The sequence below is a fragment of the Amaricoccus sp. W119 genome (genome assembly GCF_047275745.1).
In the GTDB taxonomy this organism is placed as follows: domain Bacteria; phylum Pseudomonadota; class Alphaproteobacteria; order Rhodobacterales; family Rhodobacteraceae; genus Amaricoccus.
The window spans coordinates 1-14,510 of sequence record NZ_JBKQWU010000072.1; the positions used below are offsets into that span (position 1 = coordinate 1).

Genomic DNA, 14,510 nt, shown 5'->3' on the forward strand with positions numbered 1-14,510 from the left:
ATCCGAGGTCTCCGCGCTCGAAGCTCCTCCGTGCTCATTCTCACCCATCTCAACACCTCCGTCGGCCCAAATTAAGCCGTCTGGGATGTCTCAAGAAACCCTGGGGCGGAGGACGGGGCAGTCGCTGGACCACCTTGGCGACGCCCTGGCCCCATTGCTTCACGGTGCCATTGTCGACCGCGCCGCTCGAGGTGCGATCGAAATTGTAGCTGTAGATACCAAGCGTGCCGCCGTTGTCGGGCCAGACATGAAGCCGGATGCTGCTGCCGGACTGGCGATCGCCGGTCTTGCCGCCGGACGTCCAGGGCCCGACGTTGATGCCGAGGGGCAGGCGGCCTGCGAAGGTCCAGTCATAACTCGCGGGGATGTAGAACTCCGCCGAGAGGCGGACGACATCGGCGGTCTTCATCGCGTCGGGGAAGGCATGGCGGCCGATGCTCATCACCGAGACATCGGTGCCGGCGTATTGGCGCACCGCCATCGCGGAGCCGCCATCCGGTCCGGGACCGCAGCTCACGCGATCCGTTCGGGGATCGCTGAGATCGTAGTCGCGCAGATTGGCCCGGGCGAGCGGGAAGGCGAAGTCGCAGAATTCGGTGGCGGGTGGGCTCCAGGCCGGGACACAGCCTTCGAAGCCCGGGGGGCCTCCCTCCTCGCCGCCGACGATGGTCACGATATCGCCTCCGCCGCAGGGCGTCTCGTAGCTCGCGGGCGGCGCGATCACGGTTTCGACGACGGTTTCCGGCGCGATCCATTCCGTCGCGGTGCCAGGCTCGACGGTGAGCTCGGCCTGGAACTGGCGGAAGGTCGCGGATGTGATACCACCATAGCTGTCGACGCAAAGACCGTTCGACTGGATGACCTGAACCGTTTTCTCGTAGCAGAAGGCGATGGCGGGCTCCCCGATGCCACCGGCCCCGAAATGAAGCCGGGTCCCGGCCGGGCAGGAATAGGCGTTTCGCGCCCGCCTCGAGCCGATCGCATAATCGAGTTCATAGGCCGCGTAGCCGGTGCCATCCGCCATCGAGCAGACGCCGAACGGCGATTTCGGCGGATGATCGGTGATCCGGTCGATCATGTAGCCGTAGGCGCGGTCGCATTCGGCGACCGCCGGGAAACCACCGGCCATGCAGAGGATGACCGCGCAGTCCAGGTCGTAGCTCCCGTCCTGCGCGGCGGCGGGTCGCGCCAGAGGACCGGGCAGCGTCAGCGCGGCGAGGGTTAACAGCGGGATGACGGGCCGGAGCATTCGGGTATCCTTCGTGAGATCAGGGAGTGGAGATTGGCCGAGAGGTCGAGCGGACCGTCGCCGGCGCGGGTGACGAGCGCGCGCATCCAGGCGGCCGGGCGGCGGATGTGATCGGCCTCCGCCGCGAGTGTGAGCAGCACCGCGTTCCGCCGCCCCAGCGTGGCGAGCGCCGCGTCCCAGGTCGATCCGGGCACGCCGCGCGCGATCGACCGCGCACGGGCCGCCGCGACGAGATCGGTCCCGTTCCACTGGCCGCCGCGTACGGGTTCGGGCGTGCCAGGCACGGGGCAGGGCGCCGCGGGGAAATGCGATTGGCCAGACAGAACTTCTTTTCTCTTCGGAGGGGTCAGGTCGGCGGTATTCTTCCGACTGGTCGGATGGCTTCGGGCGCGGCGGCTCGGATGAGGACGGATTCGGGCCCATCCCCTCATCCCCGACCGGCAGGCAGGCCGCGACCAGCGCCCGCAGGCGATCGCGGAGGAGCGTCAGCGTTGTGCCGGGAAGATGCGCATAGCGCCGGGGCAGGGTGGCGAAGGCCTCGAGCAGCTCCGAGCACGCGGCGGCGGCCTGAAGCCTGAAGCGTCGCCGCAGCGCCGAGATTTCCGCCCTGAGCCGGATGCGCTGCTCCTGCTCGAGCCGGATCGCCTCCGCCTCCGCGCGCAGCCTGTCCGCGCGGATCAGCATCGGCGTGAAATCGATGCCGTGCAGCGCCACGATGCGCTTGGCCCGGCGTCGAACGCAGCGATGCCCGCCACCGAGCGAGGTATCCTCGGCGAGCCCGAAGGCGATCAGGCGGCGGATATGCGCGCGCACCGTGCGGGGATCGACGTTGCGCTGCTCGGCGAGCTCCTGGACCCGGATCGGGCTGATCGGCGCGGGCGCGTCCGAGGGGATGCACCGGATCAGGATCTGCGCGGTGCGCTGGACCGCGTCGGCCAGGCCCAGGGCGAGCACGGCGTCGTCGAGCAGTCGAAACAGATCTCCTCGCGAGTAGATCGACGCGTCGATCGGGGTTTGAAGGGCTTTGAAGTCGGGCATGCACTGCGCTCTCGGTCGTTCAGGCGCGGACAGGATCAGGCAAGGGTTCCATCGTCGCTGAGCGAATTCTCTTGCAGGATCATGGGGGAGATCCTAGGAACCCGCTGTCAACGTCAGGTCTCAGGACTTCTCCCCCTCGGTGGCTCCGCGCCTCCGGGGGGTTCGTTTCTGGGATATCGGTGTCGGTTCGCGCGATGTCACATCGGGGCGCGCGCAACCCCGGATTGCTCTGCCTCCATGTCATGGCATGGCGGCGAACCTAATCCCGGCGCGCACTGACACGCAACTGATTCATGTGATTCACGCGAGTAATTTTTTTCGTTGACGGTACATTATCGCGTGAGTAATGCGTATCACATGAATGCGTCATCGCGTGAAACGCCTGTTTCACATGGAGGCGTGCCTGTACATAGGGACAGGTTGGAATGTGCTCGTGATCCGATAAGGATATGCCTCGCAGAGGTACTCGGGCATGGGCATGAACACGAAGCGAAGACTTGTCTCGAACTATGTGCGCACTTTCGTTGAAAAGGATGGTGGCCAGATCCGCTTTCGCGCCCGCCGCGACGAGAAGGGCCGATTGTTCTGGGAGGTTCTCGGGACCTTCCCCGATGGCACCACCGAACTCGTCACCTCGTCCAACACCGGACACTACAAGGTCCTGCGCACCGCCGACGCCGTGGTCGCGTATTGGATGGGGCTCTATCCGAACGAAGAGTACCTTCAGCTGCCGGTCATACCCGCGACCACGGGAGATTAGGACCGCGTCGGCCGGTCCGATTCCCGATGGCCGTGGAACCGGCCGGCCATGATCTCGGTCCACGCGACTCGCGGCACCATCGCATCGAAGGGCGTCACCGTTGAATCCGGGTCACGACAGCCGGGCGCGGTCGTTGCGATCCTCCGTGTCGGCGACGGCATATCGCGTTCTCGGGCGTTCCCGGCTGGACGGGGCGGTCTGATCATCCCGTTCCTACGCGCCGGAGGCCGGGTCCGGAGAAACGGTGTCGGGGACATCGGTCTCCCCGGAACGGCATCGAGGCTCGACCTGATCGCGACCGCCGCGCTCGCCGCGCTGGTAGCGACGCCGCGGATCTGGATCGGCGGCGCTGTCGCGACGCTCGCCGGCGGTTTCGTCTCGATCGTGGCGCTCGGCTTGCTGTCCGGGTCCTGGCGCGTCGCGGCGCATGCCGCGCCTGGCGTTGATCGTCGGCTTCTGGATCCAGCCGGTCCGGCGGAGCTCGGCGGTTCGGTTCGCCATCATCGGCCGCGCTTGGTCAAACCTGTGATCCGCCGGCGATCCGAGGTCATCCGCTCGGGCTTGTTCCTGCTCGCGACCCTGGCCTCGCAGTCAGCGGGTCCGGCGTACTCCGAGGTGTGGGAGTTTGACACGGACGGGACGCTGCTCACAAAGCCGGCGCCGTCAGGATATGGTTCTGATAATAAACCTTATGATGTAGAACAATTTCCGGGCACGCCATTCCCACGCGCCGTGGGCCGCCTCGCGGCGATCTACCGGCCGATGGCCGAGGGCGTGGCGCGCGCCTTCGCCGGCCACCCGGGCGTCGTGGCCGCCGGGCTCGACACCGACGCCTTCGCCCGGCTCTTCACCGCGCTGATCGACCAGGAGTCGCGCTTCAACCCGAACGCGGTGTCGCCGAAGGGCGCGCGGGGCCTGGGCCAGCTGATGCCCGAGACGGCGGCCGCGCTCGGCGTCGCCGACGCCTTCGAGCCGCTGGCGAACCTGCACGGCGCCGCTCGCTATCTCACCGCCCAGCTCGAAATCTTCGGCCGCGTCGATCTTGCGCTCGCCGCCTACAATGCCGGGCCACATCGCGTGACGCGCACTGCCGGCGTGCCGCCGTTCCGCGAGACCCGGGACTACATCGCCCGGATCACCGCCGCCGCTGGTCTCGCCCGCACGGGCTCCACCGAGACGGAAGGCAGGCTCGCTACCGAGAATTTCGCCACGGTATCGACGCGCAACGCGCCCTCCGATGCGCCGGAGCCCACGCGCGCGTCCCGCGCCGGCGATGAGCCCGTCCTTCTCACCCGCGCCGATGGATCCTTCCCTGAACGCGCCGACACACCCTTTTCACAACCCCGACAAGGAACCGTCCTCGAATGGCCAAACTGACCCCCTCCGCCCGCGCCACCGTGTCTCGTCGCGTGTCTCACCTCGCCCGGCGCTTCTCTCCCCAGGCGATCGTCGGCGCCGGTCTCGCGGCGCTGCTCGCCGCGCCCGCCCGGGCTCAGGACCTGTCGCCGATCGACACCTTCTTCACCACGCTCGGGACCGCGCTTACGGGCACGACGGGCCGCGCGATCGGGCTCGTCGCCCTCGCCGCCGTCGGCATCGCCTTCCTGTTCGGCCGGATGAACCTCGGGCTCGCGGTCTCGATCTGCGTCGGCCTCGTCATCCTGTTCGGCTCGGCGACGATCCTCGGCGGCTTCGCGTGACGAGCCTCGGGTTCCCGACGCCCTGCTTCCAGGCGCTGACCCGGCCGGTGGCGCTGATGGGGCTGCCGCTCACCTATGTCATCGTGCTCGGCATGACGGTGCTCGGCGGCTTCATCGCCACGCTGTCGTTCCTCTGGTTCGGCGTGAGCGCGATCCTCGGCTACGCCGGCCTGCGCGCGCTCGCCGCCTGGGACGCGCGCATCTTCGACGTGATCTTCACCAGCCTCACGAAGACGCCGCTGCCCGCCGCCTGGTTCAAGGGCAAGGGGATCACCTATCGTGCTTGACGCGGTCCGCAGTCTCGGCCGCCGCCGGCTCGAGCCGCGCGACATCGGCGAGGACGTCAGCCTCGCCGCGCACCTGCCTTATGTCACGGCCTTGCGCGACGACGTGCTGATGCTGCGCGACGGCGAGCTGATGGCGAGCTTCGCGGTGGCGGGGCTGGGTGCCGCCACCGCCGAGAGCGCGCTGGTCGCGGACGTCGCCGAGGCGGCGCAGTCGGTGATCGCCCAGGCAAGCCTCGATCTCGGCTTCACGCTGCACCGGGTCTCGACCCGCGCCGAGCCACATCTCGCGCCGCCGCTCCACGCCGATCCGTTCAGCTTCGAGGTCGACCGCCGCTGGCAGGCGGCGCTCGGCGGCATGCGGCTGCGCGAGCGCCGCTCCTTCGTCACCGTGACGCTGCGGCCGGCGAAGCTCGTCGGCGTCGCGGCGAAGCTGTTCGGCCCCGGCGCCAGCGCCGAGCGCGACCGGATCGCGCGCCGCATCGAGCGGCTCGACGAGGTGGTGGCCTTCCTGATGGAGACCCTCGCGGTCACCCGGCCCGAACGCCTCACGCTCTCGGGCGGGCGCTGGCTCGAATTGCTCGGCGCGCTCGTCACCGGCCGCGCCGAGCCGATGCCGGCGGGCAGGAGCTTCCGGCCGCTCGCCGATCTCGTCGCGAGCACGAGCGTCCGCTTCGAGGGCGACCAGTTCGTGGTGCCGGGGGCCTCAACCGAGGATCTGCGCTTCGGCGCGGTGTTCTCGCTCAAAGCCTATCCGCCCGCGACGGCGCCGGGCATCTTCGACACCTTCGATCTCGACTGCGACAGCGTCGTCACCCACAGCTTCACGCCGATCGAGCAGGTCGAGGCGCTGGCGCGGATCCGGCGCACCGTGCGCCAGATGGGCGCGGCCGATGACGCGGCGGCGAGCTTGCGCGCCCAGCTGATCGACGCCGCCGACGATCTTGCCTCCGGCCGGATCGCCTTCGGCCTGCATCATGCCACCGTCGTGCTTTTCGCGCGGAGCCCGGCCGAGCTCGACACGGCGGCGAGCCAGACCCGCGCCGCCGGGAGCCGGGCCGGCTGCGTCATGGTGCGCGAGGAGATCGGCGCCCGCGCGGGGTATTTCGCGCAACATCCGGGCAACCACGGCTTCCGGGCCCGCGCCGCGATGATCTCGTCGAAGAACTTCGCCCATCTCGCCGCGCTCCACGCCGATCCGCGCGGGCTCGGACCGCACGAGACGCCCTGGGGCCAGCCGATCACCACGCTGCCGACCGCCGCCGGCGGCGCCTTCCGCCTGAGCTTCCACCTGCGCGGCCGTCCGGGCGAGCGGAGCGTCGGCCATACGCTGGTGCTGGGCCGGACCGGCTCGGGCAAGACGCTCGGCACCGCCTTTTTGATCGCTCAAGGAAGGCGGACCGGGGCGCGGATCATCGTCTTCGACAAGGACCGCGGCCTCGAGACACCGCTGCGCGCCATGGGCGGGAGTTATTCCGCCGTGCGGCTCGGCGAGGCGACCGGCTTTAATCCCTTCGCCGCCGAGACCGACGAGCGCGGCCAGGCCTGGCTCACCGACTGGCTCTCGGCGCTGCTCTCCCGCGAGGGTCCGCTCAGCGCGACCCAAGCCCAGGCGCTCGCGCAGGCGGTCCGCGTCAACGCCGAGACCGATCCAACCTTGCGGGGCTTGCGCGCCTTCCGCCGCCAGTTCCGCGCCGTCGACGACGAGGGCGCGCTCTTCGAGCGCATGGGCGAATGGGACGCCGAGGGCGCCTTCGGCTGGCTCTTCGCCGGCGACGGCCGCGATACGCTCGGCTTCGACGCCAGCGTCACCGGCTTCGATCTTTCGGAGATCTTCGACACGCCCGCCGTTCGCACCGCCTGGCTCTCCTACGTGTTCCGCCGCATCGAGCGGCTGGTCGAGGACGGCCGACCGACACTCATCGTGCTCGACGAGGCCTGGAAGCTGCTCGACGACGAATATTTCGAGCGGCGGCTGAAGGACTGGATGCTGACGATGCGCAAGAAGAACGTCGCTGTCGTGCTCCTGACCCAGCGCGTCGCGCATATCCGCGAGAGCCGCGCCGGCGGCTCGATCTTTGAGTCCGCCGCCACCACCATCCTCTATCCGAACGCGCGCAACACCGCCGAGGAGCTCGCGCCCCTCGGGCTCACCGACCGCGAGCTCAGCTTCGCCTGCGCCAGCGCGCTCGAGAGCCGGCTCGCGCTCATTCGCTCCGGCGACATCAGCGTCATCGCCGACATGAACCTCGCAACCCTCGGCCCCCTCGCCAGGGTGCTCGGCGGCGGCTCGGGCGGCGATTGGCTACCCGAGGGCTGGCGCGACCGGCCCGACTTCTGGAAGGAACTTCTCTGATGCCCCGGCTCAAACTCTTCTTCATCCCCGCGCTCACCCTCGCGGTCGCCGCGATCGTTCTCGCCGGCTGCGCCAGCTATACCGAGAAGACCAGCCCGTGCGTCTGCGACTGGACCCCGGTCAGCACGGCGGAGCTCGCGGTCGTATGACGCGGCGAAGAAATCTTGGAACGGCGGTCCGTGCCGCCGCCGTCCTCGCGACGCTGGTCGGCACGCTGCCGATCTCCGGACCCGCCTCGGCGCAGGGCGTACCCGTCTTCGACGCCTCGAACGTCGCGCAGGCGATCGAGCAGGTGCGCCAGGGCGTCGAGATGATCGAGCGCGCTCAAGCGCAGATCAACGCGCTGACCGGCCCGCGCGGCATGAGCGTCCTCATGAATTCCGCGAGCGACGTCGCGGCACGCGGCGCCGCCGACAGTTTCCCTGATCTCGTCGAGGGTGCTGCGACCGGCCGCGACATCCTCGGCAACACCACCCGCATCGTCGCCTCGATCAACCGGATCAAGGCGAACTTCGATCTTGGCGGGCTCGGGGATTTCGCGTCCTCGGATCTCGCGCAGTACCGCTCGCTCGCCACCCTCGGCGGCTCCTCGCTCGCGGCGATGGCGACGGGCGAGGATTCCTACGCCCGCGCCAACGAGGCGATGGCGCGCGTCACCGCGCTCGTCCCCCGCATCGACGCCAACACCGACGTGAAGGCCGCGATCGATTTCAACACCCGCGTCCAGATCGAGCAGATCCAGATGACCAACGAACTGCTGCGCGTGCTCGCCGCCCAGGCCAACGCCGAAGGAGCGCAGTCGCTGTTCCACACCCGCCAGGAAATGGCCTCGCGCGAATTCATGCGCGGCGTCGGAGAAGGAGAGACCCGATGAAGACGATCGCCACTGCAAGCATGGGGGTCACGGTCGCGCTGAGCCTGGTCGGCACTGCGCCGGCCTTCGCCGTCGGCGGGTCCTTTCACTGCGACCGGCCGCCGATCATGGAGGTGATGGAGCAGGTCGACGGAAGTTCTGCCCTCCAGAGCATCGTCAATCAATACCTGGTCCGGTGGGAAGCACGGAATGCGACCGAGCAGTGCCAAGCATACGCCGACGGTCGTCCCTACGACATCTCCTGCATGAATGGCCGCCGCGACTGGCCAGCCATCCTGGCGAGTGTGCCGAAGGACTACTTCGGGCGCTCGAACGAAAGCCTCGCCGCGGCAGTGCGTGACGAGAAGCGCAAAGGAAACGGCCTGCGCGAGGCCATGGCCTACTGCCGCTCGGTCGGCGCCATCAAGTGAAGGAAGTATGAGGCATGGCGACCTTCATCGTTGATACGCTGGCGATGGTCGATGCGACCGTAGCCGCCTACGCTGAGACAGTGTTCGTCGACTTTGGCGGAGCGGTCACCACGACGATCCGACTTGCCGGCATCGTCGCCATCGCCTTCCTCGGCGCCAACGTCGTTTTTCAGTGGACACCGATCCGGGCCACCGACTTTGCCAAATGGGGCATGCGCTACGTGATGGTGCTCGCGATTGCGACCAGCTGGGCGCAGTTCGAGCCTATCTACGACATCCTTACCAATGTGCCCGGGTCGATCGGCGCTCGGCTACTCGACGCCTCCGGGGACGTCACCTTGAATGAGGCGCTGGATGAGATGGTGACCTCAATCTTCGATTTCTCGGACCGCGCGGCCGACGAGAGCGGCTACTTCTCGATCAGCCTGCTTTCGGTCCTGCTCGCGGTCGTGGGCGCGCTGATGGCCTGCGTCGCCATCGTGGTCTCGGCGATCGCCAAGATCGGCCTTGCAATGGCGATCTCACTCGCGCCGGTGTTCATCGGCACCCTGCTGTTCAAGGCGACCAGCGACCTTTTCTCCTCTTGGGCGAAGTTCACCCTGGGGTTTGCGATGATCCCCCTCGTTCTCGCTGGCGTCATGGGAGCGATCGTCAGGATCGGCGAGGATCTCTTGCTGAGTGTTGATACGGCCTCCACCCTGACCGACGCCGCCGGTTTCCTGATCGTCGCGATGGCGGCGATCTTCCTGATGAGCCAGGTGCCGAGCATGGTGAACGGGCTCGCCGGCACCGTGGTCGCGACCGCGAGCGGGGTGCGCGAGGCCTCGATGATGGCGGCCGGGGCGGTGGCGACGGGCGGGCTCGGCGCCGCCGCCTATCGCGCCGGCAAGCCGATGGTCGCGGCCACGGCCGAGGCGGCGCGCGCCGGCGCCGCCGCGCCGGCCGGCCAGCGTGGCACCGCCTTCGGTCAGGAACTGATCGCGAGCTACCAGGCGGGCCAGATCGGCAAGCAGCGCTATCAGCAGCGCCTCGCCAGCTTGGGCAAGCAATCGACGATGGGCGGCGAGGTCGAGGCCGGACAGGCCGCGATGATGCAGTACGTCCGCGACAGCCGCGCCCGGGCGGCGCGGGCCGCCGCCGCCGCGCCCCCGCCGCCGTCGCCAACCGGGACCGGGACCAGCTCCGGAGCCGGAGCCGGCTCCTCGACCCCGACCTCGAAGCCCTGACCGCCCCACCACCTGTACGCTATCCACCGCGCGACGCCCTCCGAGCCGCGCGGCCCGGGAAAGGAGTCCCCTTGATGCCGAGCCAGGCCGATCCGATCCACCGTTTCGAGGACGAGGTGTTCTTCGGCCTGCGCCGCCGCGCCACGCTGATGAGCTGGATGGCTGGAACTTCGATCNGGAAAGGAGTCCCCTTGATGCCGAGCCAGGCCGATCCGATCCACCGTTTCGAGGACGAGGTGTTCTTCGGCCTGCGCCGCCGCGCCACGCTGATGAGCTGGATGGCTGGAACTTCGATCGCCATCGCCGCCTGCGCCACCGCCGCGCTCCTGCTCGCGCTGCCCTTGAAGGAGGTGCGGCCCTATGTCGTGATGGTCGACCGCGCCACCGGCCAGTCCGAGCTCGTCGTCTCCACCCTGCCCGGCGATCTCGCCGAGCGCGACGCGGTGCGTCAGGCCGAACTGGTGCGCTACGTCACCGAGCGCGAGACCTACGATAACGCCGACAACGCCAGCCGGATTCCGGAGGTGCTCGCGAGCTCGGAAGGCCAGGCGGCGGAGAGCTTGCGCGCGCTCTGGAGCAGCGGCGCCGAGCAGTATCCGCCGGCGCTCTACGGCGCCGAGACGCTGATCCGCGTCGTCGTGCGCTCGGTCACGGTGCTCAATGACGCCACCGCGCAGATCCGCTTCACGCGCAAGCTCGAGCAGCCCGGCCTGTCCCCGGTCACCCGCGCCTTCGTCGCCACCGTCGGCTTCGCCTTCCGGCCGCGAACCGAGCGCACGCTCGAGGCGGTCTGGCAGAACCCGCTCGGCTTCACCGTCACGAGCTACCGTGTCGACGCCGAGACGCTCGACGCACCCGGAAAGTAAGACATCATGCGCCCCCTGCCCTCCCCGTCCCGCGCCGCCTCGCTGCTCGCCGCCTTCATCGTGCTTTTGCCCACGCTCGGGGTCACCGCTCTCGCCGAGACCGGGCCGCGCTCGATCGGCGCCGATCCCCGGATCAAGGCCTATACCTACTCAGCCACCACGGTGTACCGGCTCGACGTGGCGATGAAGATCATCACCTCGATCGAATTCGCCCCGGGCGAGAGCGTCGACTCGGTGCTGATGGGTGACAGCGAGAGCTGGGAGGTGATCCGGCTCCAGCAGGGCGACGTGCTCGCGATCAAGCCGCTGATCGCGGGCGCGCGCACCAACATGACGGTCTATACCGGCCAGCGCAGCTATACCTTCGAGCTCCGCGCGGTGCCGGCGAGCGCCGGCTCGGCGAGCCTCAACTACCGCATCGGTTTCCGATACCCCGAACAGGATCGGGCCAAGGCGGCGCGGCGGACCGCCGAGGCCGGTCGCGCGCGCGATCCGAACTACTATGTCGCGGGGCCGAAGGCGGCGTTCCGGCCGGTCTCGGTCTGGAACGACGGCCGAACCACCACCTTCCTCTTCGCTCCCGATACACCCCGGCCGGCGATCTTCAAGGTCGATGCCCAGGGCCGCGAGAGCATCGTCAACACCCGCGCGCTCGAAAACGGCGCGGTGATCATGGGCACCTCGGATCGCTGGACGCTCCGGATCGGTGACGAGGAGCTTTGCGTCGCGCATGCCCGCGTCATCGCCACCGTGCCCGGCGGCCGCGCGCCGGTGATGCCGAAGAGCGCGCTCGCCAACGCCCGTGTTTCCGCCTCCGCCTCCGCCTCCACGCAGCCGCGAGGCCTCCCGAAATGACCGACCCGCGCGACGAGCGACCCGACCCGGGGGGATGCGACCCGGAGAAGCCCGAGCGAGCGGACCTCCGTGGCGGCGGCCTCGATAAGGCCGACCAGATGGAGCGGCTCGACCGGATCAGCGCGCGCGTCGGGTCCAGGCCGCGTGGCCGGGCGCCGCGCCTCGTCGCATGCGCCGGCTTCGCGGTGCTCTTCGCCGGAGCGGTGGTCTGGGCCTTCGCGCCCGGCCCGGTACAAGGCCTGCTCGGGCTCGGCACCTCGCAGGCCGAGAAGATGCAGCGCGAGACCCCGCCGGGCCTCGGCATCTCGACCGAGATCCCGCGCGCCGCGGCGCCCACAGCACCACCGCCGCTCGAGACCGCGATCCCGGCGCGCACCCCGCCGCGCGCCGGGCTGAGCGAGGCCGACGCGGCCCGGCTCGCCGCGCTCGAGAGCGAGCTCGCCGCGCTGCGGGGCCGCGAGGCCGGACCCTCGCGCGCTGAGCTGCAGTCGATGCTGGATGCCAACGCCGCCGCGATCCGCGCCGATGTCACCCGTCAGCTTCTGTCGCGCCAGCAGCCGGTCACCGCCGGCATCGACCCGGGCGCCAAGCAAGAGCAGGCCGAGCTTGCGCGAGCGGCGGAGATCGAGGCGGCGCAGGTGAAATCGCGCGGCCTCGTGCTCGACGGCGCCGCCGGCGGGGCTCCGGGCGGCGGCGCGGCGGGCGGCGGCGGACGGCGCTCGGGCGACCAGGCCTTCCTCGCCTCGGCCGGCGCCGGCGGCGTCGAGACGGCGCGCGCCACCGCGCTCGCCGATCCCGCCCGGATGATCGTCCAGGGCACCATCCTCGAAGCCGTGCTCGAGACCGCGCTCTCGACCGACCTGCCCGGCGCGGTTCGCGCGGTCCTGAGCGAGGACGTGCTTTCCTACGATGGCTCCGCCACGCTGCTGCCACGCGGCACCCGGCTGATCGGCAGCTACAATTCCGAGGTCCGGATCGCGCAGCGCCGCGCGCTCATCGCCTGGACCCGGGCGATCACCCCCGAGGGCACCAGCGTCGCGCTCGGCGGGCTCGGCGCCGACGCGCTCGGGCGCTCCGGCCAGCCCGGTCAGGTCGACACGCATTTCTGGGAGCGCTTCGGCTCGGCGGCGCTGATCTCGGTCTTCGGCCTCGCGCCCCAGGTGATCATCGACGACAAGACCGACGGCGACGCCGCCGATGCGATCGAGGATATCGGCGACGATCTGCGCGCGGCCTCGAGCGGCGCACTCGACGCCTATCTCCGGATCGCGCCGACGATCAACGTTGGGCAGGGCGACCGGCTCACCATTTTCGTAAACCGGGATGTCGTATTCTAGTGCTTGATAAGCCCCCCGCCCAACCCCGCTCCCACGCCTCGACCTCGTCCTTGACCCCGACCGGTCTCGCCTCGGCGAGCCATGCCGAGCACGAGCTGCGCGAACTGCGCGAGCTGCTCGTCTCGGACGCGGTCAATGAGGTCGTGGTGAACCCCGACGGCGCGGTCTGGATCGAGCGCGCCGAGGCCGAGCACATGGTGGAAACCGGTCACCGCTTCGCCCCCGAGCGGCTGCGCCGGCTCGCCGATCATCTCGCCGGCGAGACCGGCAACCGGATCGGGCCGAGGCATCCGCTGGTTTCCGGCAGCCTCCGCGCCTTCGGCCAGGCGCTCCGCGTCCAGGTCGTGGTGCCGCCGGCGGTCGAGGACGGCGCCGCGCTCTCGATCCGCAAATACGTCGCCCGCGTGCTCGATCTCAAGGAGATCGGCTTTCTCGCCGGCCGCCAGGTCAGCGTCGAGGGCGAGCGCCGCGCGCGGCTCGCCGGCATCGCCCGGCTCGCGCGCGAAGGCCGGCTCGCCGAGCTCTTCGATCGCGCCATCGCCGAGCGGATGAACATCCTGATCTCGGGCGGAACCTCCTCGGGCAAGACCACGGTCGCCCGCGCGCTGCTCGCCCGCGCCGATCCCGCCGAGCGCCTCGTCACCATCGAGGACGCCCGCGAACTGCATCCGCCACACGAGAACGCCGTCGCGCTGATCGCCGAGCGCCTCGGCGACTCCGAGCGCTCGCCGGCGCAGCTGCTGGTCTCCGCGCTCCGGATGCGGCCCGACCGGCTCATCCTCGGCGAGATGCGCGGGCCCGAGGCGCTCGCCTTCCTCGAGGCGATCAACACCGGCCATCCCGGCTCGATCTCGACCATCCACGCCGACAGCCCGGTGCTCGCGCTCGAACGCCTCGCCCTCATGGTGATGCGCGCCGGCGCCGGCCAGACCCGCGCCGATGTGCTCGACTACGCCACCCGCACCCTCGATCTCATCGTCCAGGTCGGCCGTCGCGATGGAAGGCGTGGCGTGCTCGAGGTGTTCCTGCCCGCGCTCGAGGGTGCATCCGGCATGTCGCGGGCGCCGGAAGGCGCATGATCATCGCGAGCGGAGGTTCATTCGGCGCTGCTCGCGTCGATCGCGGCTGTCTCGCCGCGCGCGCCTGGAGGATCAGACGAAATCGCGCCTTGATCCGACAGCTGTCGCCGTCCACGCGATCAGCCGGGTGCGAAGTCATCCCGGAAGCGGTCGATCTGGTGCATGCGCTCATGGAGGACGGTCACGATACCGATGTCGCCGTTCGAAAGATGGCGCCAGTAGACGAAATTGCGCTCGTATCGGAAGAAGAACCCATCGACGCCGAACTCCGCCGGAACGGGCCTCGATGCAACGCCGCGGGCGGCGATCTTGTCGAAGGCTGCGAACAGGCCGGAGATGTAGCTCTCGGCCTGTTGCTCACCCTGGGCCGGGGCACGGTTTCTTGAGACAGCGTCGAGCGCTACTTTCCCGAGGAACGGGGGTAGAGCATGGACGACAAGAGCGACGTGAAACCTGGCGCGACGGAGGCCTCGGCC

The 14,510-nt window shown here is 69.6% G+C and carries 15 protein-coding genes and 2 pseudogenes; 13 read left to right on the forward strand and 4 right to left on the reverse strand.

From position 1 onward, the window contains the following. Nucleotides 1-49: 49 nt before the first annotated feature. The 3 genes and pseudogenes from ACLJK8_RS19875 to ACLJK8_RS19885 form a co-directional block, all read right to left on the reverse strand. Nucleotides 50-1,249, reverse strand: coding sequence for a hypothetical protein (locus tag ACLJK8_RS19875; protein ID WP_413152114.1), 1,200 nt, complete (start codon nt 1,247-1,249; stop codon nt 50-52). After that, nucleotides 1,222-1,533, reverse strand: a complete 312-nt coding sequence (repC, locus tag ACLJK8_RS19880) for a replication initiation protein RepC (RefSeq protein WP_413152113.1) — start codon at nt 1,531-1,533, stop codon at nt 1,222-1,224. Before repC ends, ACLJK8_RS19875 begins: the two co-directional genes overlap by 28 nt. A 340-nt stretch (nt 1,534-1,873) precedes the next feature. Further along, a pseudogene (locus ACLJK8_RS19885) lies at nt 1,874-2,287 on the reverse strand (helix-turn-helix domain-containing protein); the annotation flags it as partial. Between the two features lie 472 nt (nt 2,288-2,759). Here ACLJK8_RS19885 and ACLJK8_RS19890 point away from each other — a divergent pair. The 13 genes from ACLJK8_RS19890 (at nt 2,760) to ACLJK8_RS19950 (ending at nt 14,034) form a co-directional block, all read left to right on the forward strand. Continuing rightward, nucleotides 2,760-3,047 (forward strand): hypothetical protein, encoded by a 288-nt coding sequence (locus tag ACLJK8_RS19890; RefSeq protein WP_413152095.1) that lies wholly within the window; start codon nt 2,760-2,762, stop codon nt 3,045-3,047. 384 nt (nt 3,048-3,431) lie between these two features. Then, nucleotides 3,432-4,424, forward strand: a complete 993-nt coding sequence (locus ACLJK8_RS19895; protein ID WP_413152096.1) for a lytic transglycosylase domain-containing protein — start codon at nt 3,432-3,434, stop codon at nt 4,422-4,424. Further along, entirely contained in the window at nt 4,412-4,747 is a 336-nt protein-coding gene (locus ACLJK8_RS19900) for a TrbC/VirB2 family protein (RefSeq protein WP_413152098.1), read from the forward strand. Before ACLJK8_RS19895 ends, ACLJK8_RS19900 begins: the two co-directional genes overlap by 13 nt. Then, on the forward strand, nt 4,744-5,034 hold the full coding sequence (locus tag ACLJK8_RS19905) for a VirB3 family type IV secretion system protein (protein WP_413152100.1): 291 nt from the start codon (nt 4,744-4,746) through the stop codon (nt 5,032-5,034). Before ACLJK8_RS19900 ends, ACLJK8_RS19905 begins: the two co-directional genes overlap by 4 nt. Beyond that, the gene (locus tag ACLJK8_RS19910; protein ID WP_413152101.1) at nt 5,027-7,387 is read left to right on the forward strand and encodes a hypothetical protein; all 2,361 of its coding nucleotides are present in this window, start codon (nt 5,027-5,029) and stop codon (nt 7,385-7,387) included. Before ACLJK8_RS19905 ends, ACLJK8_RS19910 begins: the two co-directional genes overlap by 8 nt. Beyond that, nucleotides 7,387-7,536, forward strand: a complete 150-nt coding sequence (locus tag ACLJK8_RS19915; protein WP_413152102.1) for a hypothetical protein — start codon at nt 7,387-7,389, stop codon at nt 7,534-7,536. Before ACLJK8_RS19910 ends, ACLJK8_RS19915 begins: the two co-directional genes overlap by 1 nt. Beyond that, on the forward strand, nt 7,533-8,261 hold the full coding sequence (locus ACLJK8_RS19920) for a type IV secretion system protein (RefSeq protein ID WP_413152104.1): 729 nt from the start codon (nt 7,533-7,535) through the stop codon (nt 8,259-8,261). The genes ACLJK8_RS19915 and ACLJK8_RS19920 overlap by 4 nt, the downstream gene beginning before the upstream one ends. Beyond that, nucleotides 8,258-8,671 carry a hypothetical protein gene (locus ACLJK8_RS19925; protein WP_413152105.1) on the forward strand — a complete coding sequence of 138 codons (414 nt, stop codon included), beginning with the start codon at nt 8,258-8,260 and terminating at the stop codon, nt 8,669-8,671. The genes ACLJK8_RS19920 and ACLJK8_RS19925 overlap by 4 nt, the downstream gene beginning before the upstream one ends. Nucleotides 8,672-8,685: 14 nt before the next feature. Further along, a complete protein-coding gene (locus ACLJK8_RS19930) occupies nt 8,686-9,897 on the forward strand; it encodes a type IV secretion system protein (RefSeq protein WP_413152106.1) in 1,212 nt (403 codons plus the stop codon). Between the two features lie 74 nt (nt 9,898-9,971). Then, nucleotides 9,972-10,763 carry a virB8 family protein gene (locus tag ACLJK8_RS19935; RefSeq protein ID WP_413152107.1) on the forward strand — a complete coding sequence of 264 codons (792 nt, stop codon included), beginning with the start codon at nt 9,972-9,974 and terminating at the stop codon, nt 10,761-10,763. A gap of 6 nt (nt 10,764-10,769) precedes the next feature. Further along, a complete protein-coding gene (locus ACLJK8_RS19940; protein WP_413152109.1) occupies nt 10,770-11,618 on the forward strand; it encodes a TrbG/VirB9 family P-type conjugative transfer protein in 849 nt (282 codons plus the stop codon). Next, nucleotides 11,615-12,955, forward strand: a complete 1,341-nt coding sequence (locus ACLJK8_RS19945) for a TrbI/VirB10 family protein (RefSeq protein ID WP_413152110.1) — start codon at nt 11,615-11,617, stop codon at nt 12,953-12,955. Before ACLJK8_RS19940 ends, ACLJK8_RS19945 begins: the two co-directional genes overlap by 4 nt. A 50-nt stretch (nt 12,956-13,005) precedes the next feature. After that, complete coding sequence (locus ACLJK8_RS19950; RefSeq protein ID WP_413152111.1) at nt 13,006-14,034, forward strand: ATPase, T2SS/T4P/T4SS family; 1,029 nt, start codon at nt 13,006-13,008, stop codon at nt 14,032-14,034. 119 nt (nt 14,035-14,153) lie between these two features. On the opposite strand, the pseudogene ACLJK8_RS19955 reads toward ACLJK8_RS19950, so the two are convergent. Beyond that, nucleotides 14,154-14,396, reverse strand: a pseudogene (locus ACLJK8_RS19955) (type II toxin-antitoxin system RelE/ParE family toxin); the annotation flags it as partial. Nucleotides 14,397-14,510: the final 114 nt, after the last annotated feature.

What these genes read in the sequence shown, in the direction of transcription:
- ACLJK8_RS19915 (WP_413152102.1), top strand. Translation starts at nt 7,387, where the DNA reads ATGCCCCGGCTCAAACTCTTCTTCATCCCCGCGCTCACCCTCGCGGTC.
- ACLJK8_RS19900 (WP_413152098.1), top strand. Translation starts at nt 4,412, where the DNA reads ATGGCCAAACTGACCCCCTCCGCCCGCGCCACCGTGTCTCGTCGCGTG.
- ACLJK8_RS19875 (WP_413152114.1), bottom strand. Translation starts at nt 1,249, where the DNA reads ATGCTCCGGCCCGTCATCCCGCTGTTAACCCTCGCCGCGCTGACGCTG.
- ACLJK8_RS19940 (WP_413152109.1), top strand. Translation starts at nt 10,770, where the DNA reads ATGCGCCCCCTGCCCTCCCCGTCCCGCGCCGCCTCGCTGCTCGCCGCC.
- ACLJK8_RS19925 (WP_413152105.1), top strand. Translation starts at nt 8,258, where the DNA reads ATGAAGACGATCGCCACTGCAAGCATGGGGGTCACGGTCGCGCTGAGC.
- ACLJK8_RS19945 (WP_413152110.1), top strand. Translation starts at nt 11,615, where the DNA reads ATGACCGACCCGCGCGACGAGCGACCCGACCCGGGGGGATGCGACCCG.
- ACLJK8_RS19890 (WP_413152095.1), top strand. Translation starts at nt 2,760, where the DNA reads ATGGGCATGAACACGAAGCGAAGACTTGTCTCGAACTATGTGCGCACT.
- ACLJK8_RS19920 (WP_413152104.1), top strand. Translation starts at nt 7,533, where the DNA reads ATGACGCGGCGAAGAAATCTTGGAACGGCGGTCCGTGCCGCCGCCGTC.
- ACLJK8_RS19930 (WP_413152106.1), top strand. Translation starts at nt 8,686, where the DNA reads ATGGCGACCTTCATCGTTGATACGCTGGCGATGGTCGATGCGACCGTA.